Here is a 22,439-nt window from a genome sequence, read left to right as displayed (position 1 = left end):
TAAGGGGATGCGTGTAGAACGGGAAGACCGGACTTGAGAACATAAAGTGAACACGCTAGTTTCGGGGCATGGTCGCCACTGCCCCGCATATCATCGCCAACAGCGCACCGCGTGCAGGCCAGCCGCCGCTGACCCCGGCGGAAGGCGTCGATCTGGCCGTCGCCCGCGCGCATGAGGTGACGGGACCGTCGCGCCGCTACTTCGCTCTTCTGGCCGCCGCAGCCTGCACCGGGCCGGTGTTCTGGGTCGCGCCCGCGTGGTGCCGCGTGCGCCCCAACCCGCCGGGCCTGTCGCGCTGGCTGGACCCCGCGCGGATCACGTATGTCACGCCGGACCGGGCGGATGACGTGCTGTGGTCGCTGGAGGAAACGCTGCGCACCGGCATCGTGCCGCTGGTGGTGGCCGATCTGCCCGGCCCGCCCGGCATGGTCTCTGTCCGCCGCCTGCATCTGACGGCAGAGGCAGGGGCGGCCAACGGAACCCCGCCCGTGGCCCTGCTGATGACGCCAGAGGGTGCGGCACCGGGGATCGAGAGCCGCTGGTCGCTGTCGCCCGCCTGCACCGCCGGGCGCATGGCCTGGCGGGTAGAGCGTTTGCGCGCCCGCACCCTGCCGCAGAAGGCGTGGGACATCGACGCGACGGGGCGCGCGGTAGTCGCAGCGTAAAGCATGGGGGCTCTGCCCCCGCCGCTGCGCGGCTCCCCCGCGGTATTTTCAGAACGATGAAGAGCGCGGACTCGCGCTGGAAATCGCGCAGCCCGCGCGATAAGGACGCGACAACTCGCATCGAAGGCTGCCCCCATGTCCCGCGTTCTCATCACCTCTGCTATCCCCTACATCAACGGCATCAAGCATCTGGGCAACCTTATCGGCTCTCAATTGCCCGCCGATCTTTACGCCCGCTACCAACGCGCGCGCGGGTCCGAAGTTCTGTTCCTTTGCGCCACCGACGAGCACGGAACGCCTGCCGAGCTGGCCGCGGCCAAGGCTGGCAAGCCCGTGGCTGATTACTGCGCGGAGATGTGGCAAGTGCAGAAAGACCTCTCCGACGGCTTCCGCTTGTCATTCGACCAGTTCGGCCGATCGTCGTCCCCCCAGAACCACGCCCTGACACAGCATTTCGCGGGCCGTCTGGCCGAGGCTGGCCTGATCGAGGAACGCTCTGAAACCCAAGTCTATTCGCCAGCCGACGGCCGCTTCCTGCCCGACCGATATATCGAGGGCACCTGCCCCAACTGCGGCTACGACCGCGCGCGCGGCGATCAATGCGAAAACTGCACCAAGCAGCTGGACCCGACCGACCTGATCGACCCGCGCTCTGCCGTTTCGGGCGCGACCGACCTGCAAGAGCGCGAAACCAAGCACCTGTATCTCACGCAATCCAAGATGCGCGACGCCCTGCGCGACTGGATCGACGCCAAGACCGACTGGCCGATCCTCACGACCTCCATCGCGAAGAAGTGGCTGGACGACGGCGACGGCCTGCAGGATCGAGGCATCACCCGCGATTTGAACTGGGGCGTGCCGGTCAAGAAGGGCGACGCGGATTGGCCGGGCATGGAGGGCAAGGTCTTCTACGTCTGGTTCGACGCGCCCATCGAATACATCGCCTCGGCCAAGGAATGGACCGACGCGCAAGGCCGCCCCGATGCGGACTGGCAGCGCTGGTGGCGCACCGAGCATGGCGCTGACGATGTGCGTTACGTGCAGTTCATGGGCAAGGACAACGTGCCCTTCCACACCCTGTCGTTCCCCGTCACGATCATGGGCGCAAATGCGACGGGCGAGGATTGGAAGCTTGTCGATTATATCAAGTCGTTCAACTACCTGAACTACGATGGCGGCCAGTTCTCTACCTCTCAGGGCCGCGGCGTCTTCATGGATCAGGCTCTGTCGCTGCTGCCCGCCGACTATTGGCGCTGGTATTTGCTGCGCAACGCCCCCGAGAATGGCGACTCCGAGTTCACGTGGGAAACGTTCCAGGCCGCATCGAACCGCGATCTGGCGGATGTGCTGGGCAACTTCGTATCCCGCGTCACCAAGTTTTGCCGCTCGAAGTTCGGCGAGGCGGTGCCGGAGGGCGGCGCGTATGGTGAGGCCGAAGCCGCCGCTTTGGCCGATCTGGATGCCCGGATCGAAGCCTACGCCGCGCATATGGACGCGATCGAGATCCGCAAGGCCGCCGCAGAATTGCGCGCAATCTGGGTCGTGGGCAACGAATACCTGCAGGCCGCCGCGCCGTGGTCCGTCATCAAGGAAGACGAGGCGCGCGCCGCCGCGATCATCCGCTTTTCGCTGAACCTGGTCCGCCTTTACGGCATCCTGTCCGCCCCCTTCATTCCCGATGCAGCGGACGCGATCTTGAAAGCGATGCGAACCGATGCCGCATGGCCCAAGTCGGCGACGGATGTGTCCGCCGCCCTGCCTGCCGGACACGAATTCGACGTGCCGGACAACCTGTTTGCCAAGATCACCGACGATCAACGCGACGAATGGGCGGCAAAGTTTTCGGGTGTGCGGGACTAGGCCGCCTTACCCAATCCGCACGCGATGCTCGGCCAAGCCCTTGCCCGCGTCATCAAGCCGGAACGTCAGACCGTGCGACGTGTTCGCCGTGACCTCTGCTTCGGGCAGGTGAACCGTAGCGGACGTGCAGAACAACGTCGTCAGATCCGAGCCGCCGAAGGCCGGGCAGGTCAGTTGCGTCGCCGGGAATGCGACTTCTTTATCCAACGCGCCATCGGCGCTGTAGACCGACACTCGTGAAGAGCCCCATTTGGCCACCCACACGCGTCCTTCGGAGTCGCAGACCGCTCCGTCGGGCGCGAGGCCCATGGCGCTTACATCGACGAACACCTCCGGCTCGCCCACCGGCCAGCCCGATCCGTCCAGCGGCCATCGATAGATGCGGCCTTCCACCGTATCGGCGAAGTAGGCCAGATCGCCACCGGGCGCGAAGCATATGGCGTTTGGGATCGTGATGTTGGGGCGCAGGCAAGTCAGTTCGCCATCGACATAGCGATAGATCGCCCCCGCCCCCTGTGCCTTGTCGATCCCCATGGTGCCGATCCAGAACCCGCCGTAGGGATCGGCGCGCCCATCGTTGGAACGAGTTGTCGGGTCATCGGCCTCTAGCGGGATCAAGGTCTCGCGGGTATTCGCGTCCAGATCGAGCAGTGTCAGATCGGATTGCGTCGCCACCACCACCCGCGACCTGTCTACCCACGCGATGCAGGACACGAAGCGGTCAAAGCTCCAGTCCCTCAACACGTCCCCCTCGCGGCATAGAACGCGCCGCGAGAGGATATCGCACCACAGGAACTGTTCGCGTTCCGGGTGCCACAACGCGCCTTCGCCCAGAAGGCAGCGCGTCGTGTCATGGGTTTCGATGGCCACTGCTTTAGCTACGCAGGTCGGCGGGCAGCAGCGCTTCGGGCATGTTCTGGTAGCACACCGGACGCAGGAAGCGGCGGATCGCCAGGGTGCCCACGCTGGTCGCACCGAAGTTGGTCGATGCCGGGAACGGGCCGCCGTGAACCATCGCGTCTGCCACCTCGACCCCAGTGGGGAAGCCGTTGACCAGTACGCGGCCCGCCTTGCGTTCCAGCACCGGAACCAGCGGTTTCGCAGCTTCGGTATCGCCATCGTCCATCTGTAGCGTCGCCGTCAGCTGGCCGTGCAGACCTTTCGCGATGGCGTGGACTTCATCGGCGTCGGAGGCTCGGACCACGATACCCGCGGGGCCGAAGACCTCTTGCGCCAGATCGGGGTTGTCCAGCCAGTCCTTGCCGGACACCTCGAAGAACGCGGGCGCGCCTTGGCGTCCATCGCACTCTTTGCGCAGATGCTCTTTCACAGCGTCTATCCCACCAACGGCAGACACGCCCTTACGATAGCCTTCTGCGGTGCCGCCCGTCAGCATCGGCTGTGCACCGACGCCCTCCAGCCCAGCCTTGGCTGCATCCACGAAAGCGTCCGCCCCCTCGCCGTCTTGCAGAACCACGACGCCGGGATTGGTGCAGAATTGGCCGACGCCCATGGTCAGCGAGCCGGCCCAAGCGGTGCCCAGATCGCCGCCGCGCGCGGATTGAGCTGCGGGCAGGACGAAAACCGGGTTGATCGCACCCAACTCTCCGAAGAAGGGGATCGGCTCATCCCGGCCCATCGCCCGATCGAATAGGGCCTTGCCGCCCCGGAAAGAGCCTGTGAAGCCCACGGCGCGGGTCAGCGGATGCGTTACCAGAGCTTCGCCCGCATCGGTCGAGTTCGACTGTACGAAGCCGAACACACCCTTGGGCATGCCGGTTTTTTCGACGGCGGCGTGGATCGCTTGGGCGACCAGTTCCCCACAACCGGGGTGGCCGGGGTGGCCCTTGTAAACGACCGGGCAACCAGCCGCCAACGCGGCGGCGGTGTCGCCCCCGGCGGTCGAGAACGCCAGCGGGAAGTTCGACGCGCCGAAGATACCCACAGGTCCCAGCGGGCGCTGCATCATGCGCAGATCAGGGCGTGGCATCGGTGCGCGATCCGGCAGAGCCTCATCGTGTCGGCGGTCAAGGTAGTTGCCCGCGCGGATGTGCTTGGCGAACAGGCGGATCTGGTTCGCGGTGCGTGGCAGCTCGATGCTGCGCAGACGCGGCTCGGGCAGGCCCGTTTCGGCCATACCCACTTCGGTGATGGCATCGACACGCGCCTCTATTTCCTCGGCGATGGCCTCAAGGAACAGCGCGCGGTCTTCGCGGCTGGTCCAGCCATAGACGGCAAATGCCTCTTCGGCGGCTTGCATCGCGGCGTCGATTTCGGCCTTTCCGCCATTGCAGACGGTCATCGCGTCACCGGAAACAGGGTCGGACTGGAAGGTGTTTCCGCCCTCTGTCCAGGCTCCGTTTATCAGGTGGCGTCCGGTCAGATCGGTCATGGTATGTCCTTCTAGGTCAGTCGTGAAAGGGCTCGACCGTCAGGTGACGGCCCAGCATGTAAGCGTCAGAGACGTGGACCAACGGCGTGACGTCCACATCGGATGCATTGTTTTGCAGCAAATCGCCCATGTGGCGGTAGATGTCCGGGTATTCGCCCAGCCCATCCAGTTCGCGTTCCACATCATCAATGAACAACCGCGCTCCGCCTTCGGTCAGGCGCAGTTGGCCCTGATCTGTGTCAATCTCGATCTGCCAAATATCGTCACCCTGCTGCCGCCAATCGAACCCAGCCGTGGCGTTCAAATCAGTTCCATTGCTGAACAAGAGCTCGGCGGCGATGGGGGTCGCGCGGTTTTCGGGAAAGCTCAACTCCGCTTCGGTCAGATGCAGGCGCACCGGACTGATGGCGGTCAACAGCGACAGCGCATTGATGCCCGGATCGAAGACGCCCATGCCGCCCGGCTCCCAGATCCAGTCCTGCCCGGGATGCCACTTGCGCACGTCTTCCTTCCAGTCGACGCGGATGCGTGTGACGTGCTTGTCCGCCAGCCACTCGCGCGCGGGCGCGGCCCCGAGCGCGTGGCGCGAGTGCCATGTGGCGAAGAGGGTCACACCGGCGTCGCGCGCCAGCTTCTCCAGCGTCAGGACTTCGGCGACCGACGCCCCCGGTGGCTTTTCCAGCATAACGTGCCGCCCCGCTGCGATGGCCGCACTTGCCGCAGCAAAGCGCGGAACGGGTGGCATGCACAGGGACACGACGGTGATGTCGGGCCGCGCTGCCAGCAAGTCGTGGATCGTCGCGTGGTTCTCGACGCCATCGACCCCACCAGAGCTGGAAACGGTCGCCGCCAAGGTGAATTGCGGGTGGCCCGCGATCGCCGGGATATGCTGGTCGCGCGCAATCTTACCGATGCCGACAAGGGCGATGGGGATGCTCGTGTCGGTCATCAGTGGCTGTCCTTCGGCACGGCATTGCCACGGCAGCCCTTCAGGAAGTCGAAGTCTGCACCCGTATCCGCACCCTGCACGTGGTCGTGAAACAGCTTTTCATAGCCGCTGGCCGGTCCGTCGGTGCGCGGGGTCCAATCGGCCAGACGCTGTGCCAGTTCCTCATCCGAGATGTCGAGGTGCAGGCGCCGTGCCTCCACATCCAGCTCGATCATGTCGCCGTTTCTGACCACCGCCAGCGGTCCGCCCATGGCAGCCTCTGGCGCGGTGTGCAGCACGACCGTGCCGTAGGCGGTGCCCGACATGCGGGCATCCGACACGCGAACCATATCCGTGATGCCTTTCTTCAGCACCTTTGGTGGCAGGCCCATGTTGCCGACCTCTGACATGCCGGGATAGCCCTTCGGGCCGCAGTTCTTCAGGACCATCACGCAGGTCTCGTCGATATCCAGATCGTCGTCGGCGATCTTGGCCTTGTAGTCGTCGATGTCCTCAAACACGACCGCGCGGCCCTTGTGCTTCATCAGATGCGGGCTGGCCGCGGACGGCTTCAGCACGGCGCCGTCCGGGGCGAGATTGCCGCGTAGAACGGCGATGCCGCCAGAGGCCGTCAGCGCCTTTTCCACCGGCAGGATCACGTCTTCGTTCCAGTTCCGGGCGTCTTTCACCTCGTCCCATATGCCGCTGCCCGACACGGTCAGCGCGTCCTTGTGCAGCTTGCCAGCTTCACCCAGACGTTTAAGAACGACCGGCAAGCCCCCGGCATAGAAGAATTCTTCCATCAGATACTTGCCCGAGGGCATGAGATTCACGATCGTCGGCACGTCGCGGCCCAGACGGTCCCAGTCGTCCAGCCCAAGGTCGACACCACAACGCCCGGCCATCGCCAGAAGATGCACGACAGCGTTGGTCGAGCCGCCGATCGCGCCGTTGCAGCGGATCGCATTTTCGAAGGCGTCCTTGGTCATCACGTCAGACGGCTTCAAATCGTCCTTGACCATCTGCACGATGCGCCGCCCCGACAGCTGCGCCATCACCCGCCGTCGCGCATCCACCGCCGGGATCGCGGCATTGCCGGAGAGGGCCATGCCCAAAGCCTCTGCCATCGATGCCATGGTGCTGGCGGTGCCCATCGTGTTGCAGGTGCCGGAAGAGCGGCTCATCGCCTGCTCTGCCTCCAGGAACTCGTCTTGAGTCATCTTCCCGGCCTTGATGTCTTCGGACATCTGCCACAGCGCAGTGCCGGAGCCGACGCGCTCTCCCCGGAACCAGCCGTTCAGCATCGGCCCGCCGGTGACGACGATGGACGGGATATCCGTGGATGCCGCCCCCATCAGCAGTGACGGCGTGGTCTTGTCGCACCCCACCAGCAGCACCGCGCCGTCGATGGGCTGGGCACGCATGGTTTCCTCGACCGCCATGGCCGCAAGGTTGCGGTACATCATGGCCGTGGGGCGGAAGGTGTTTTCTGACGCGCTGAACACCGGCACTTCCAGCGGGAAGCCCCCGGCCTCCCAGATGCCCGCCTTCACCTTCTCGGCCAGCTCACGCAGGTGGCCGTTGCAGGGGGTCAGGTCCGACCAGGTGTTAAGGATGCCGATCACCGGCCGCCCGTCGAACAGGTCGTGCGGATAGCCTTGGTTCTTCAGCCAGCCCCGGTGGTAGATGTTGTCGCGGCTGGTGCCGCCGTACCACTCTTGCGAGCGCAGCTTGCGGGGCCATTCGGTGGGTTTGAAAGCCATCAGATCACCCGTACATCTGTCAGGGTTTCAACGTCCTGAGTTGCCTGGGAGAGCGCGTTGCGCAGCGGCAGACCGAAGGCAGGTGCCTCGATCTCAAACACGTCGCCATCTTGCGGCTTCACACCATCGGCGAAGGACAGGGTGGCCGTGCCGAACATATGGACGTGCACGTCACCCGGTTGCCGGAACAGGTCGTACTTGAAGTGGTGATGTTCCAGATTGCGGATCGTGTGGGACATGTTCGCCTCTCCCGAAAGGAAAGGCTTTTCGAAAATCACATTGTCCCCGCGCATGATCCGGCTGATGCCTTCCACGCTGTCCGGCAGATCGCCGACCAGCATCTCCGGCCCAACGGAACAGGGGCGCAGCTTGGAATGGGCGAGGAACAGGTAGTTCTGCCGCTCGGTCACGTGGTCCGAAAATTCGTTGGCCAGCGCGAAGCCGATCCGAACGGGCGTGCCGTCGGGTGCAATCACGTAAAGGCCCGCAAGCTCGGGCTCTTCGCCGCCATCCAGCGCGAAGGCCGGGCTTTGCAGGGGCTGGCCGGGGGCGACCAGTGCCGCGCCGGTGCCCTTGTAGAACCACTCTGGCTGGACGCCAGCGGTGTTCCCATCCGGCTTGCCGCCTTCGACGCCCATGCGGAACATCTTCATCGAGTCCGTCTCGTCCTGCGCCGCCTTGGCGTGCATCGAAGACCGGGTAGAGGCCGATCCCAGGTGCGTCAGCCCCGTTCCGGTCAGATGCAAATGCGCCGGATCGTCATGGGTCAGCGGTGGCAGCATCCGGCCTTCGGCCACCATCTGCTCCAGGTCGACCACGTCGCCGGTGCCAAGCGCATTGACGTGGTCCCGCAGCGAAGCCCCCGCTGCGATGGCGTCCAGTGCGATCTGGTACAGCGTGGCCTCGGACTGGACGGCACGCGCCTCTCCTTCGTCCCGCACGGCAACTTGCGGGCGGCCCGCGTCGTTCAGGTATTGCGATAGCAGCACGGGTTAGCCCTTCTTCTTGTTCATGACGTCGAAGATCACAGCGGCAAGCAGGACCAGCCCCTTGATGACCTGTTGGTAGTCGATCCCGATGCCCAGGATCGACATGCCGTTATTCATCACACCCATGATGAAGGCGCCGATCACGGCCCCAACCACCGTGCCCACGCCACCGGCCATGGACGCTCCGCCGATGAAGACGGCAGCGATCACGTCCAACTCGAACCCCGCACCCGACTTGGGTGTCGCGGTGTTCAGGCGCGCGGCGAAGACCAGCCCAGCCAAGGCCGCGAGCATCCCCATGTTCGCGAATGTCAAAAAGACCAACCGCTTGGAGTTGATGCCCGACAGCGTCGCCGCCTTCTCGTTGCCGCCAATGGCGTAAAGCCTGCGACCCACGGTCATGCGGCTGGTGACGAAAGAGTAGATCGCGATCAGCAGCGCCATGACGATGAAGACGTTGGGCAGGCCCCGGAAATCGGCCATCAACCAGCTCATCCACGTGATCCCGATGAAGATGATCGCAGTCTTGGCGGCGAAGAAGGCGAACGGCTCTGCCGGTGCACCCGTCTTTGCTTGCGATGCGCGGTTGCGGATCGCCAACAGCGTCAGGCCTGTCGCAACAGCCAGACCGATGATGAAGGACATCAGGTTGAAGCCGTCCATGTTCAGCAGATCCGGCAGGAAGCCGGAGGAGATCAGCTGGAACTGCGCCGGGAACGGGCCGACGGACTGGCCCGCCAGCAGCCACAGCGTCAGGCCCTTGAACACCAGCATCCCTGCCAGCGTCACGATAAATGACGGAATGCGGAAATAGGCGATCCAGAAGCCCTGCGCCGCGCCGATCAAAGCGCCGACGCCCAGACATAGAATACCCGCGATCAGATAATGCATGTCCCAGTTGACAATCATCACAGCCGCAAGCGCGCCAACGAAGCCAAGAACCGAGCCGACACTCAGGTCGATATGGCCCGCCACGATGACCAGCAGCATGCCGATGGCCATGATGACGATGTAGCTGTTCTGCAGAACAAGGTTCGTCAGGTTCACCGGTTTCAGCAAAATGCCCCCGGTGGCGATCTGGAAGAACGCCATGATCGCGATCAGAGCGAACAGGATGCCGTATTCGCGCAGGTGCGTCTTCAGGAACCGCCAGCTTGCGCGCGCCTGTTCGCCTGCCGGTTCGCTGGCTGTTGTGTCGAGAATATCGCTCATAGCACGTCCTCCCCGGACTTGATGATGCGGGCCATGATCTTTTCCTGACTGGCCTCTGCGGTCTGCATCTCACCGACGAAGCGGCCCTCGTTCATGACGTAAAGGCGGTCGGAAATGCCCAAGAGTTCAGGCATCTCGGACGAGATGACGATGATGGCCTTGCCGCTGGCGGCGAGGTCACGAATGACGGTGTAGATTTCGAACTTCGCGCCCACGTCGATGCCGCGACACGGCTCGTCCAGGATCAGGATATCGGGATCGGCGAACAACCATTTCGACAGAACGACCTTCTGCTGGTTGCCGCCAGACAGGTTCACCGTCTCCTGCTCGATAGAACTCGACTTGATGTTCAGCCGCTTGCGGAAGCGCTCTGCCACCTCGGCCTCGCGGCCAGCGTTCACGACCGCGCCGTCAGAGATGGATTCCAGCTTTGCCAAGGGCACGTTGCGCCGGATCGTGTCGTCCAGCACCAGACCGTAGGTCTTCCGGTCCTCGGTCGCGTAGGCCAGCCCCGCGTTGATCGCCGAACGCACCGACGACAGGTCAGCCACCTGCCCGTTGATCTTGGCGGTGCCGGTGATGTCGCGCCCGTAGGAGCGGCCGAACAGGCTCATCGCCAGTTCAGTGCGCCCTGCCCCCATCAGACCTGCGATGCCCAAGACTTCGCCGCGCTTCACATGGAAGGACACGTCCTTCACCACGACACGATCCGAGTCGATAGGATGGTGAACCGTCCAGTTCGACACTTCCATCGCGATTTCGTCCTGAATCTTCGGATCGCGCGGCGGATAGCGATCATCCAGCGACCGGCCCACCATATCGCGGATGATATCGTCTTCACTGATGCCGTCCTTGCAATCCAGACGCGCCACGGCAGACCCGTCGCGCAGCACGGTGATGGTATCGGCCACGCGGGAAATTTCGTTCAGCTTGTGGCTGATCAGGATCGAGGTCACGCCCTGCTTGCGGAACTCTACCAACAGATCCAGCAGCTTCTCGCTGTCCTGTTCGTTCAGCGATGACGTCGGCTCGTCAAGGATCAACAAGCGCACGTCCTTCGACAGCGCCTTGGCAATTTCGATCAACTGCTGTTTGCCCATGCCCAGATCGGCCACGATGGACTTGGGGCTTTCGCGCAAGCCCACGCGCGCCAGCAGATCGGCGGCGCGCGTTTCCGTCTCGCGCCAGTCGATAACGCCACCCCTGGCGCGCTCGTTGCCCAGAAAGATGTTCTCTGCCACCGACAATAGCGGGATCAGTGCGAGTTCTTGGTGAATGATGATTATGCCCCGGCTTTCGCTGTCGCGGATTGAACCAAAGGCCTGCACGTCGCCGTCGTAGACGATGTCGCCGGTATAGCTGCCATGGGGATACACGCCCGACAGCACTTTCATCAGCGTCGACTTGCCCGCACCGTTCTCGCCCACCAGCGCGTGAATCTCGCCCTCTTCGACGGCCAGATTCACATCGTCCAGCGCCTTCACGCCGGGGAATTCCTTGGTGATGCCGCGCATTTCCAGAATGGTCGCCATCGTCCCCTCCATGTGTGGAAAGGCCCCCGACAGGCATGTCGGGGGCAGGTCGGGTCCGGTGCAAAGCCGAACCCGCTGGGAGAATCACTCCAGTTCGGAAGCGTCGTAGTAGCCGCTTTCGATCAGAACCGACTCGATATCGCCTTCCGTCACCTTCACAGGCTCCAGCAGGTAGGACGGCACGACCTTCACGCCGTTGTCGTAGGTCTCGGTGTCGTTGATCTCAGGCTCACCGCCCTGCAACAGCGCTTCGACCATGCCGACTGTGACGCCGGCCAGTTCGCGCGTGTCCTTGAAGATCGTCGAATACTGCTCGCCGTTGCGGATCGACTTCACAGACTGAACTTCGGCGTCCTGACCGGTGACGATGGGCATTTCCATGTCGCCAGAGCCATAGCCGACGCCCTTCAGCGACGACAAAATACCGATCGACAAACCGTCGTAGGGCGACAGAACGCCGTGAACGCGCTCGTCCGTGTAATTGGCCGACAGCAGGTTATCCATGCGTGCCTGCGCGACGGAGCCATCCCACCGCAGGGTGCCCACGGTGTCCATGCCCATCTGGCCGGACACGATGGTGACGGAACCGTCGTCGATCAGCGGTTGCAGAACCGACATCGCACCATCGTAGAAGAAGTAGGCGTTGTTGTCGTCGGGCGAGCCGCCGAACAGTTCCACGTTCCACGTTTCCGCATCGGGGAATCGCTCTTCAAGACCCGACACCAGCGTTTCGGCCTGCTGCACGCCCACCTGGAAATTGTCGAAGGTGGCGTAATAGCTCACATCGCCGGACCCGCGGATCAGGCGGTCGTATGCGACGACCGGAATGTCCATCGCGGCGGCGTTGGCCAACGCATTGGTCAGGGTGGTGCCGTCGATGGCGGCGATCACCAGTGCGTCGACGCCCTTGGTGATCATGTTCTCGATCTGCGCCAACTGGTTCGGGATGTCATCCTCGGCGTATTGCAGATCGGTTGCGTATCCGGCCTCTTCGAACTGCTTCACCATGTTGTCGCCGTCAGCGATCCAGCGGGCAGAGGATTTCGTGGGCATCGCGATGCCGATCGTGCCGTTTTCCTGCGCGTAGACAGGGAAGGCGATCAGAGTCGCAAGAGCGGTGGCGCCAAGGGCGCGGCGGGTCAGTGTCATGGTGTCCTCCCAGACAGTGCGAGGCGTTGGCGCCCCGTCAGACATTTTGGCGAACCGCGATTCCCGGTTCGACCGGCAACACTATTGCGCCACTGGCCTATGCCTGCAAATGCCTTATTCATCCTTGGACATACCAGAATGATCATATCCAAACGATGAAGTGTAGAGACCGCTTAGCCGAACGACATGAGGAGCCCACGCGATGAGCCGCACCGACGCACGCACCGACCGCCTGACCGGGCACCTGATCCGAAAAGGTGTGAAGCTGACCCATCTTCAGTTGATCGCCTGCCTGAAAGAAACCGAACAGATCCTTGCCGCCGCTGAAATGGTGGGCATGACCCAACCGGCGGCCTCCCGTCTGCTGTCTCAGTTGGAAAGCGCGACCGGCGCGACCCTGTTCAATCGCCACCCGCGCGGCGTACGACTGACCGAAGCAGGGGAGGTCCTGGCCAACGGTGCGATTCGCCTTCTGGCCGATCTGGACCTCACACAAAGCCGCCTGTTGCAATCGATGCATGGCGAAACCGGCCTTGTCCGAGTCGGCTCGGTCACGGGCCCGTCGCTAAAATGGCTTCTGCCGGTCATCCACCTGCTGCGACGCGATTTCCCGCAGATCGAACTTGCCGTCCACGTGGACACCTCGACCAAGCTGGCCGTCGATCTTCTATCACGTGAACTCGATTTCTTCATCGGGCGCGTGCCGGACGGCACCGACGGACGCCCGTTCCTGTTCAATCCGGTTCGTGAAGAACCGATCAGCCTTGTGGTGCGCCAAGGCCACCCGCTTGCGCAGAAGCCAAAGACCACGCTGGAGGAGTGCATGTCCTTCGACTGGGTCATGCAACCGCCCGGCGGACTTCTGCGCCAGACGACAGAAACCTATCTTGTATCCCGCGGCTACCGCCTGCCCGAACACGTGATCGGCACCAGCTCGACCCTGTTCACGCTAGGGCTCATCCACACATCCGACGCCATCGCACCACTGGCCTCGGACGTCGCAGAATTCTTCGTTCGCGATACGGCATTAGCCGGGCGGCTGGAGACGCTGAACGTCGCCCCCGACCTGCGGGTCAAGACCTTCGGCCTCGTCCGCCGCTCCGACGACGACCTCTCCCCCGCCGCCCAGCGGGTTCACGACATGCTGATGGAGCACGTGGCATGAGTGTGCGGAATGCTGAATGTGTGGTGCCCCCAGAGAGACTCGAACTCCCGACCTTCGGTTTACAAAACCACTGCTCTACCAGCTGAGCTATAGGGGCGCGGGACCGATTTAGCCGCGTGATTGCGTGCGTGCAAGGATGGCGACGGCAACTAAGCCGACTGCTGTCACGATCAGCGCCGCCGGGGCCGCTTCGCCGATCCGTTCCAAGGACGCCTGCTCATAAACGCGCGTTGCTAAGGTGTTGTAATTAAATGGCCTTAGCAGCAGAGTCGCGGGCAACTCCTTCACTGCGTCGACGAACACCAACAGCAAGGCCGTCGCCACCGATCCGCGCATCATGGGCATGTAGACCGACCCCAACGCCCCCCCTGCCGTCCGCCCCAGCGCACGTGCGGCCATCGGCAACGATGGCGAGACCCGCCCCATCGCCGAGTCGCAAGCGCCCTGCGCGATGGCGAAGAATCGCACCGCATAGGCCAGCACGATGGCAGCGGCAGAGCCTGTCAGGATCAGCCCCGGATCACTGCCTGTGATCGCCAGAACCGCATCGGCCACGCGGTTGTCGAACCACGCCAGCGGGATCAGCAGCCCCAGCCCCAGGACCGCGCCGGGAGCCGCGTAGCCGATCAGCGTTGCGGGCATCAGCATCCGTGGTAGCGCCCGGCCGGACAGACGGACGCCGTAGACGAGGAACAGCGCGGCCGCGACGGTCAGAACCGCAGCGGCCCCACCCGTCACCAGCGTATGCCACGCCGCGCGTACCAGGCCCGGATCGGCCCAGCGATCCATAGACCGCAACGCATGAGAGGTGATCACGCCGACCGGCAGCACGAAGCCGACCAGCACCGGCCCCGCGCAGAACAGGGTGGCGACCCAACCGCGCAGGCCGCCCAAAGGTGCCGCCACCGGCCGCCGTTCCGACCGGCCTAATGCGTAGAACCGTGCGCGGCGGCGCGACAGTTTTTCAAGCGTCGCCAGCACAAGGATCAAAACGAGAATGACGCAGGCGATCTGTGCGGCGCCGCCCGCGTTGCCGCCCTCGAGCCAGACGGTGAAGATGCCGGTGGTCAGGGTCTGCACGCCGAAATACTCGACAGTGCCAAAATCGTTGACCGTTTCCATCATCACGACGGCCATGCCCGCCGCGATGGCCGGGCGCGCCAAAGGCAGCCCCACGCGCCGGAACCGCGCGACCGGACCTGCGCCGAGCGCGCGTGCGACATCGAAACTTTGCGCCGACAGCTCTCGGAACGCGGCCCGCGCGAGCAGATAAACATACGGAAATAGCGCGGCAGAGATCACGACGATCGCCCCCCCGCGAGAACGGATGTCGGGGAACCAGTAGTCTCGCGCGCTTTCCCAGCCCATCGCACCGCGCAGGGCCGTCTGCACGGGACCGGCATATTCAAGGAAATCGACCAAGGCGTAGGCGCCCACATAAGCCGGGATCGCGAGCGGTGTCAGCAGCGCCCACTGCAACCAGCCGCGGCCCGGAAAGCGGTACATGACGACCAGCCACGCGGATAATGTGCCGACGACGCCCGAGATCGTTCCGACGGCCAGCATCAGCACGACCGAATTGCCCATGTAGCGCGGCAGCGTGGTCGAGATCAGGTGGCCCCATATCGGCTCTGACGGATGGAAGGCCAACCATACGACCGTAGCCACCGGCAACAAGACCAGCGCCGCGATGATCGCAGCGCCGAAGGACCAGCGGTCCAGCCGGGGCGCGCGAATGGGTACCTGACTGATTTGATCGGCCATGACCCCGATCTAGGCTACGGCGCGGTGCTCGTCCAGCGGGGCATGCGCGCGGGTGCCTTAGCTCATGCCCAGCGCTTCTTTATACATCTCCAACACCGCCTCTTCCTCGGCAATGTCGTCCTTGTCACGCTTGCGCAGCGCGATCACCTTGCGCAGCACCTTGGTGTCGTAGCCGCGGCCTTTCGCCTCGGCCATGACTTCCTTCTGCGCTTCGGCGATGTCCTTCTTTTCCTGCTCCAACCGCTCATAGCGTTCGATGATCTGGCGCAACTCGTCTGCGGTGACCTTGTAGGTGCTGTCGATCACGCTGGAGTCAGACATCGGACGGGGCCTTTCAAAAGGGGAACGGGGCCTCGTCTATACGCCGCCGCGCGGCGGTGGCAAGGGCGGTTGCGGGGGGCGCCTGCCCGTCCTACACGAGAGCCGCGCGAAACAAGGGGCTGCACCATGCAATTGCTGATCTGGATCGGAGTTATCCTGTCTCTGCTGGGCCTGTGCGGACTGATCTACTGCATCGTCACCGCAATGCGCGCAAAGCGTGCAGGTCTGTCGGATGAGGAGATGCGCGACCGGCTACGCGGTCTGGTGGCTTGGAACCTTGGCGCGCTGCTGCTGTCCTCGCTTGGCTTGATCATGGTTGCCGTGGGCCTTCTGCTGGGCTGAGGGTTGCGCAGGCGCGATCCGGGCGGCAAGACGTCGCGCAGGCCCATGGGAGCATAACGATGGATATCCGCTACATCACCGAAGATTACGCCGTCAGCCCGCAGATCCAGCCCGCCGACGTGTCTGAACTTGCGCAGCAGGGCTTCACCCTCGTGATCTGTAACCGTCCCGACTCGGAAGTGTCGGGGGACGAAGCCAGCGCCGCCATCGCTGCCGCCTGCAAGGATGCGGGCCTCGACTTTGTGCGGATCCCGGTGGATCACAGCGGCCTGACGCCGGAAATGTTGGCAGCACACCGCAGTGCTGTCGAAACGGCAGAGGGCAAAGCCTTCGCCTATTGCCGCTCTGGCACCCGGTCGACGCATATCTGGGCGTTGGGACAGGCGGGCCGGATGCCCGCGTCCGAAATCATCGCATCTGGCGCGCGCGGTGGCTACGACCTGTCCCCTCTGGCCCCGACGATCGACGCTCTGGCCAAGGCGGCTGACTAGACCGCGACGCGTCGGCCCGGACGTCATAAAGTTTCCTCAGTCGCAGTCTGACGCTCATGAAATGGCTCTGGCGTCGCGGCCTCGATCCGCAGCGCCTTGCGCCCCGCTGACTGGCCCAAACGGCCCCGCGCCACGACGGTACCCGTTGGCGCTTTCAAAGCCACCTGCCCGATCTGGCTGCGCGGCAGGGTCAGCGCGTGCCCGACGGTCAGCCCACGCAGTGCATCCGCTGTCAGGGTCAGTGCCCCAAGTTCAGCATGCAGAACGATCTCGCTTCCCATGACACGACGCTCGATCTTGTCGCTCCACCCTTTGGCCGGGGTCTGGTCGGTCAATTCGGGAAGCTGCACCTGCGGCAGGACGATGTGCAACGACCCGGCACGCGTCTCTGATTCGGGGAACGCGATGTCGATCCGCCAGTGATCGTGCGGCGCATCCGGCAGTGCCAGAGCAATTTCGCGGGATTGCGCGATGCGCGTGCCGAAGCGGTAGCCTGTGGTGATCCCGGTCAGGCCAAGTTCGGCGTTCATCAGGTCGAACGTGCCGAGGATACGGTCGATACTGTCGGCAGCCAGCGCAGCGTCAGTTTCGGTGGGTCGCCTTACGGCGACCGAGCGCTTGCCCAATGATCCGCGCGTTTGCCGTTCGATGATCGCCGCAAGGGGACCGGGATCCAGATAGGCGATACCGCCGGTCCCCGGCCCGTCCAGCAAGAGCACGAGCGTGCCGTCGGCCATCAGTTTCGTCGCCCCATCCGGGGTGACGGCGGCGCGGGTGACGCTCGTCACCTCAATCGACAGGCCAAGTCCACGCCCGATCGCATGCGTCACCGCACGCCGCCAGACCCGCTCGGGGCCAAGGGGCGGCGGAGCCTCGGTTTTCGATGCACCGATCTTTCGGCGCAAGGGCGATCCGTCGGTCATCGGAACAGCGGCACTCATATCTAGGTGCGGTCATCGTGACGGCGGTGTCTTAACAAATCGCGAAGGTTAAGAAGTTTAGCGGAATTATTCCGCGGCCCGAACGGCAATGTCCCGAAGCGGCAACTGCAATCGGAACGCCGCACCACCCTGCCCCGGCAGGTAGGTGATCGCGCCACCCAACCGATCCATGATCTCTCGGCAAATCGCCAGTCCAAGCCCCGCACCGCCCGCCGCGCGACTGTCGCCACCACGCGCGAACTTCTCGAAAATCATCTTCTGCTGGCCCTTGGGGATGCCCGGCCCGTTGTCGATCAGGTCCACCACCAAGCCGTCCCCGACGAGCCGCGAGACGATCCGCAGATGCGGGTCGCCAACGGTGCAGTACTTTCGACAATTCATCACAAGATTGATGAACACCTGCGTCAGCCGGTCCGAGTCGGTCGTCAGCAGCGGATCGACCGCGATATCCCGCGTGATCCGCACGCCGCCACCGTCGAGACTGGTCAGCGCACGGTCGATCACCTCGCTCAGCCGAATCGTATCCATTCGCAGGCTGACCTGACCCGACTCCAGAACGGACAAGTCCAGAAGATCATCGAGCAGGCGGGTCAGGCGCAGGGTCTCACCGTGGATCACGTCTGCAAACCGTGTGCGGTCGGCCCGATCCATGTCGTCCGCGCCATCACGCAATATCTCGGAGAATGAGCGGATAGAGGTCATGGGCGTGCGCAACTCGTGGCTTACCTGACTGAGAAACGCGTCCTTCTGCACCGATAGGCGGGTCAGCTTGTCGTTCGCCTCGCGCAGCTGCGCAGCGGTGCGGCTCAGTTCGCGGCTTTGCGCCTCGGCGCGGGCCGAGCTTTCCATGATCTGCGCTGTCTCGTCGGCCACGCGCATCAACTCTGCGACCGACACCGCGCCGCCGCCGGTAATCTGGATCAGCATCGCATGGGCCGTGGCACCGCCTACCGACCCGGCCAACTCACGTTCCAACGCCTCCAGGAAGTCTTGATCCACCTCGGGCAGATACCCCTCGCGCCCCTGCGCCAGCGCCGCCCCGCGAAACAACGCCTGCGCCTCTGTCGCACCAAGGATGCGCTGCGCCATGACCAGCAGATCCTCTGCGTCGATCTGGGCCGGCTGCCAGCCCCGCGCGCTGGGGTTCGCGCGGAAGACGTTGACCATGGCGGCACCCTGCAACCGCTCCATCGGGCTGGGGAACGTCAGCAGCGACCCCAGCACCAGCCCGCCCGCGTTGAACGCCATCGACCAGAAGACGGCATGCACCAGCGGATCCACGCCCTCTATCCCGAACAGCGCCTGAGGGCGCAGCCAGCCAAAGCCCCACGGCCCTGCGGCCATCACACTTTCGGGCAAGCCCCCGGCCACCGACGGCAGGAACAGTGTCCAGACCCACAGCGCCAGCCCCAGCGACAGGCCCAGCGCCGCGCCGACGCGGGTGGCCCCGCGCCACAGGATGCCGCCCAGCAGAGCGGGAAAAGTCTGAGCGATCCCGACGAAAGAGATTAGACCGATTGCCGCCAGCGCCGTGCCGCCCCCCGACAGGCGATAATACAGGTAGCCCAGCGCCAAGATGCCAAGAATGGAAAACCTCCGCGCCCGGATCACCAACCGGCGCACGTCGCCCGACATGGTCGCCTGTGCAGGGCTGGCCCGTAGCCATAGGGGCATGACGATGTGGTTCGAGATCATCGTCGCCAGCGCGATCGCCGCGACGATCACCATCGAGGTTGCGGACGAAAATCCCCCAAGGAACGACAGGGTCGCCAGCGCCGTCTGCCCCTCGACCAATGGCAAGGTCAGCACGAACAAATCCGGGTTTGCCCCTGCTGGCATGCGCGCCAAGCCCACCGCCGCGATGGGCACCACGAACAGGGACATCAGCAACAGGTAAGCCGGGAAGGCCCAGCTTGCGGTCGCCAGATGCCGCTCATCCGAATTCTCGACCACCAGCACTTGGAACATGCGCGGCAAGCACAGAAACGCCGCCGCCGCCAAGAAGGTCAGCCCGACCCAGCGGGCGGGCTGCATCTCCCACGCAGCGATGGGGGACGCGTCGATGATCGACAGTGTTTCATTCACGCCGCCTGCCAGAGCAAAGACTACGAACAGCCCCACCGACAGCAGCGCCACCAGCTTGACCACAGCCTCAACCGCGATGGCGGCGACGATGCCGTCATGGCGTTCGTTTGCATCTAATCGTCGGGTGCCGAAGACGATGGCGAAGACTGCCAACCCGATCGCGACCCAGATCGCGATGGCATTCGTGTCATCCGCCGCGTCCGGCCCGCCGGAAGCAACCGCGAAGCTGAGAGTCACCGACTGCAATTGCAGCGCGATATACGGTGTGGTGGCGATAACGGCGAGCAGCGTGACCAGACCGCCCAGATAGTTCGACTTCCCGAACCGGGACGAGATCAGGTCGGCAATGGAGGTGATCCGCTGCGCCCGTCCCACACGCACCAGCTTGCGCAGAAGCGCCCACCAGCCGATCAGCACCAGCGTGGGACCAAGGTAGATCGTCACGAACTCCAACCCCGACCGCGCCGCGTAGCCGACGGCCCCATAGAAGGTCCAGGCGGTGCAGTAGATTGACAGTGACAGCGTATAGATCGCCGGCCCCCGCAGCCACCGCGCACGCCCACGCTGCGACAGACGCTCGGCAAGGAACGCGATGCCGAACAAGGCCACAGCGTAAAGCGCACAGCACAGGATCAGCAGGTTGACCACGGGCATCAGTCGTCTGCCTTCCGGTCGGGCTGTGCCTTTTCGCTTTCAATCCCGTCGGTACGGATCAGAATCCGCGACAGGACCGCAGAACAGGCAACAAGCGCCGCCCATGCCGTGAACAGGTAGATCCCGCTGCGCACCGTGGATCCGGTCTGCCCAGCAGCCCACAGGATCGGCAGCAGGAACAGGACCGCGCCCAGAACCGGCAGGAGCCGTCCGGCATCCTGCACCCGGCGCGCCCGGTAGACGGCGCGTTCGAGAAACGGCAGATCGGCGGGCTGCCTCATGCCGGGGCCGCGCCGACGGTCACGCCCGCTTCTTCTGCGCGGGACCCAGCGCGCGCACGGCCTCCAGCATCTCTGCGTTGCTGAAGGGCTTGGTCATGAACTTGTCCGCGCCGATGCGCAGCGCCATGTCGCGCTCTTTCTCCTGCCCGCGTGCGGTCAGCATCAGAACCGGCAGCCGCGCGGTGGCTTCCGCCGCGCGCAGATCCGCCAGAATGTCGTAGCCGGATCGTTCGGGCAGCATCACGTCCAGGATCACCACGTCGGGCGAGCGAGTGCGCACAGCCTCTACCGCGTCGCGCCCCGTGCTATGGGTCGCAACATGCCAGCCATCCCGGCTTAGGATGAAGCGGATCGCTTCGATGATGTTGGGTTCGTCCTCGATCAGAAGGACGCGGCGTCGCTCATCGGCCAAGACCGACCCTCCTCCCAAAAGGTCCGTTCAGCTATATCCGGCGACTATGCTGTGTAGCGCAGACCAATGTCAAAGGATGGACGCCGCGCGCCGTGCCGGGCAGTCGGTCAAGGGGCACATCCGGCAACTTGATCCAACCGACGGAGCCACATCCTGACCAAGCGGCGCGGGCATCAGCAGCATCGTCGCCCGCGCGGTCAGCGGAGCCGAGAGCCCCCCTGCCCGACCGATCCGCGCGACGCTGTAGGCCAGCATGGGGCGCGCGTCTGGCCCTGCCTGCCGCACCAGATCGCGGCGGGGGTGTTCGGACGACAGCAGCACCTGAAAGATCGGCCAAAGCGCGCAGGCCGCACCTGCTCGCGGAATGTCGAAACCGGGAACCGCGCGGCGATGCAGCACCGCTCCTGCCCCGTCGCATTCCACCAATCCCACCGGCCCCGCCGCCGCCTCCGGCAATCGCGCGATGGACCGCAGCACCACCTCTGGCGCCACTTCCAGCGCATCCACGGTGGCGAAAGGATCGCGACCGCAGTCCTGAAACGCATCGAGCAGTACGACCGGATCGAGCATTGCCACATCCGCACGAACCTCTTGCAGATACCGCCCCAACGCAGCACGCCCCGCCGCGCTTAGCCCATCGTCCACCGCTTCCGTCCCGCGCACCACGTGGTCGCGTTCGGCCAACCAAGCGGTCACCTCTTCCTCTGGCGTCGCCAATTCGTCTTCGCGCCGTCCATCCGTCAGATAGGCGGCGAGACCCTGCGCCGATGACGCCAAACGGCGGCTGTCTTCGTGGATGTTACGGTGAAAACGATCCTGCCACTCACGCTCCAACGGCTCGCCCGCCGCAAGGATGGCGGCGGTGGACCGGATTGCCGTTGCGACCGACAATACATCGTGGACAGAGGCCGACAGCGCGGGATCATGCGCCATTCGATCCCCCATGGCGGCGACCTGCGCTTCCAGCGCCGCGATCCGCGCGGATTGATCGACGACCAGCTGCGCCCAATCCGGAAACTCCGCCGCGAAGCGCACCGCCTGCCCAGCCTCACCCGCGTCGGCATGGCGGCTGGCCGCCCGGCTCAGCGCCTTCACCACCTGCGCATCCGCTCCGCCCGACAAGGTGGCCGGATCGCTTCCCAAGGCCGACGCGATGCGCGCCAAGGCTTTCCCGCTCACCGGACGACGGTCATGCTCAATCAGACTGAGGTATGAGGCCGAGATCTGCGCCCGCTGGGCGAGTTCGGTCTGACTGAGCCCCCGCTCGATCCTTTTGGACCGTATCCGCGCACCTGCGCCGCCTGCCTCCATTCCGCGATTCCTTACGTGTCCCCAATGGCTTTCTGCGACGCAACACAAAGAAGTTTACAAATTGCTCGCCAAGGCATGACAATTATTTACAGAAATAACCAAGCGTCACAATGATTTGTTGCGCGGAATGACGCCACGCCACATTATCGCCCCAGTCCTGTAAAGGGACATGAAGCGCCGTG

General features: G+C 64.2%; 20 protein-coding genes, 1 tRNA gene and 1 pseudogene. 5 read left to right on the top strand and 17 right to left on the bottom strand.

Features of this window, described 5'->3' with window-relative positions; translation table 11 throughout:
- Positions 1 to 68: 68 nt before the first annotated feature.
- Positions 69 to 665, top strand: coding sequence for an ImuA family protein (locus FIU81_RS05280; protein ID WP_254696009.1), 597 nt, complete (start codon positions 69 to 71; stop codon positions 663 to 665).
- A gap of 135 nt (positions 666 to 800) precedes the next feature.
- Positions 801 to 2,525, top strand: coding sequence for a methionine--tRNA ligase (gene metG, locus FIU81_RS05275; protein WP_124112444.1), 1,725 nt, complete (start codon positions 801 to 803; stop codon positions 2,523 to 2,525).
- A gap of 6 nt (positions 2,526 to 2,531) precedes the next feature.
- Here the strand turns inward: metG and FIU81_RS05270 are convergent, their stop codons facing one another.
- The 8 genes from FIU81_RS05270 to chvE all read right to left on the bottom strand — a co-directional run bounded on the left by FIU81_RS05270 (position 2,532) and on the right by chvE (position 12,490).
- Positions 2,532 to 3,395: an SMP-30/gluconolactonase/LRE family protein gene (locus FIU81_RS05270; RefSeq protein WP_254696008.1), complete on the bottom strand. Its 864-nt coding sequence runs from the start codon at positions 3,393 to 3,395 to the stop codon at positions 2,532 to 2,534.
- Positions 3,396 to 3,399: 4 nt separating this feature from the next.
- Entirely contained in the window at positions 3,400 to 4,917 is a 1,518-nt protein-coding gene (locus tag FIU81_RS05265) for an aldehyde dehydrogenase (NADP(+)) (RefSeq protein ID WP_124112443.1), read from the bottom strand.
- Between the two features lie 16 nt (positions 4,918 to 4,933).
- Complete coding sequence (locus FIU81_RS05260) at positions 4,934 to 5,866, bottom strand: Gfo/Idh/MocA family protein (protein WP_124112442.1); 933 nt, start codon at positions 5,864 to 5,866, stop codon at positions 4,934 to 4,936.
- A complete protein-coding gene (gene araD / locus FIU81_RS05255) occupies positions 5,866 to 7,608 on the bottom strand; it encodes an L-arabinonate dehydratase (protein ID WP_124112441.1) in 1,743 nt (580 codons plus the stop codon). Before araD ends, FIU81_RS05260 begins: the two co-directional genes overlap by 1 nt.
- Positions 7,608 to 8,597, bottom strand: a complete 990-nt coding sequence (gene araD1 / locus FIU81_RS05250; RefSeq protein ID WP_124112440.1) for an AraD1 family protein — start codon at positions 8,595 to 8,597, stop codon at positions 7,608 to 7,610. The genes araD and araD1 overlap by 1 nt, the downstream gene beginning before the upstream one ends.
- 3 nt (positions 8,598 to 8,600) lie before the next feature.
- Entirely contained in the window at positions 8,601 to 9,809 is a 1,209-nt protein-coding gene (gene mmsB, locus FIU81_RS05245; RefSeq protein ID WP_124112439.1) for a multiple monosaccharide ABC transporter permease, read from the bottom strand.
- Positions 9,806 to 11,341, bottom strand: coding sequence for a multiple monosaccharide ABC transporter ATP-binding protein (gene mmsA, locus FIU81_RS05240; RefSeq protein ID WP_124112438.1), 1,536 nt, complete (start codon positions 11,339 to 11,341; stop codon positions 9,806 to 9,808). The genes mmsB and mmsA overlap by 4 nt, the downstream gene beginning before the upstream one ends.
- An 84-nt stretch (positions 11,342 to 11,425) precedes the next feature.
- The gene (gene chvE, locus FIU81_RS05235; RefSeq protein WP_124112437.1) at positions 11,426 to 12,490 is read right to left on the bottom strand and encodes a multiple monosaccharide ABC transporter substrate-binding protein; all 1,065 of its coding nucleotides are present in this window, start codon (positions 12,488 to 12,490) and stop codon (positions 11,426 to 11,428) included.
- Between the two features lie 202 nt (positions 12,491 to 12,692).
- Here chvE and FIU81_RS05230 point away from each other — a divergent pair, with 202 nt between their 5' ends.
- Entirely contained in the window at positions 12,693 to 13,655 is a 963-nt protein-coding gene (locus tag FIU81_RS05230) for a LysR family transcriptional regulator (protein ID WP_124112436.1), read from the top strand.
- A 21-nt stretch (positions 13,656 to 13,676) separates the two neighbouring features.
- On the opposite strand, the gene FIU81_RS05225 is transcribed toward FIU81_RS05230, so the two are convergent.
- From FIU81_RS05225 to FIU81_RS05215, 3 genes are all read right to left on the bottom strand, one after another.
- Positions 13,677 to 13,752 (bottom strand) — tRNA-Thr (locus FIU81_RS05225).
- A gap of 11 nt (positions 13,753 to 13,763) precedes the next feature.
- A complete protein-coding gene (locus tag FIU81_RS05220) occupies positions 13,764 to 15,419 on the bottom strand; it encodes an ABC transporter permease (RefSeq protein ID WP_124112435.1) in 1,656 nt (551 codons plus the stop codon).
- Between the two features lie 57 nt (positions 15,420 to 15,476).
- On the bottom strand, positions 15,477 to 15,740 hold the full coding sequence (locus tag FIU81_RS05215; protein WP_124112434.1) for a DUF2312 domain-containing protein: 264 nt from the start codon (positions 15,738 to 15,740) through the stop codon (positions 15,477 to 15,479).
- A gap of 126 nt (positions 15,741 to 15,866) precedes the next feature.
- On the opposite strand from FIU81_RS05215, the gene FIU81_RS05210 reads away from it, so the two are divergent.
- Positions 15,867 to 16,082, top strand: a complete 216-nt coding sequence (locus FIU81_RS05210; RefSeq protein ID WP_124112433.1) for a hypothetical protein — start codon at positions 15,867 to 15,869, stop codon at positions 16,080 to 16,082.
- A 59-nt stretch (positions 16,083 to 16,141) separates the two neighbouring features.
- The gene (locus FIU81_RS05205) at positions 16,142 to 16,573 is read left to right on the top strand and encodes a TIGR01244 family sulfur transferase (RefSeq protein ID WP_124112432.1); all 432 of its coding nucleotides are present in this window, start codon (positions 16,142 to 16,144) and stop codon (positions 16,571 to 16,573) included.
- Between the two features lie 23 nt (positions 16,574 to 16,596).
- Here the strand turns inward: FIU81_RS05205 and FIU81_RS05200 are convergent, their stop codons facing one another.
- From FIU81_RS05200 to FIU81_RS17145, 6 genes and pseudogenes are all read right to left on the bottom strand, one after another.
- Positions 16,597 to 17,496: a FliM/FliN family flagellar motor switch protein gene (locus FIU81_RS05200; RefSeq protein WP_216644280.1), complete on the bottom strand. Its 900-nt coding sequence runs from the start codon at positions 17,494 to 17,496 to the stop codon at positions 16,597 to 16,599.
- An 84-nt stretch (positions 17,497 to 17,580) separates the two neighbouring features.
- Positions 17,581 to 20,253: an ATP-binding protein gene (locus FIU81_RS05195; RefSeq protein ID WP_124112430.1), complete on the bottom strand. Its 2,673-nt coding sequence runs from the start codon at positions 20,251 to 20,253 to the stop codon at positions 17,581 to 17,583.
- On the bottom strand, positions 20,253 to 20,534 hold the full coding sequence (locus FIU81_RS05190) for a hypothetical protein (protein ID WP_124112429.1): 282 nt from the start codon (positions 20,532 to 20,534) through the stop codon (positions 20,253 to 20,255). The genes FIU81_RS05195 and FIU81_RS05190 overlap by 1 nt, the downstream gene beginning before the upstream one ends.
- Before the next feature lie 19 nt (positions 20,535 to 20,553).
- Positions 20,554 to 20,946 carry a response regulator transcription factor gene (locus FIU81_RS05185; protein WP_254696007.1) on the bottom strand — a complete coding sequence of 131 codons (393 nt, stop codon included), beginning with the start codon at positions 20,944 to 20,946 and terminating at the stop codon, positions 20,554 to 20,556.
- A gap of 69 nt (positions 20,947 to 21,015) precedes the next feature.
- The gene (locus FIU81_RS05180) at positions 21,016 to 22,125 is read right to left on the bottom strand and encodes a short-chain fatty acyl-CoA regulator family protein (protein WP_254696006.1); all 1,110 of its coding nucleotides are present in this window, start codon (positions 22,123 to 22,125) and stop codon (positions 21,016 to 21,018) included.
- Positions 22,126 to 22,257, bottom strand: a pseudogene (locus FIU81_RS17145) (helix-turn-helix domain-containing protein); the annotation flags it as partial.
- Positions 22,258 to 22,439 lie beyond the last annotated feature (182 nt).

It is taken from the genome of Palleronia sp. THAF1, from assembly GCF_009363795.1.
In the GTDB taxonomy this organism is placed as follows: Bacteria; Pseudomonadota; Alphaproteobacteria; order Rhodobacterales; family Rhodobacteraceae; genus Palleronia.
Note: the sequence above shows the minus strand (reverse complement) of the source record. Positions and strands in the feature narration are given on the sequence as shown.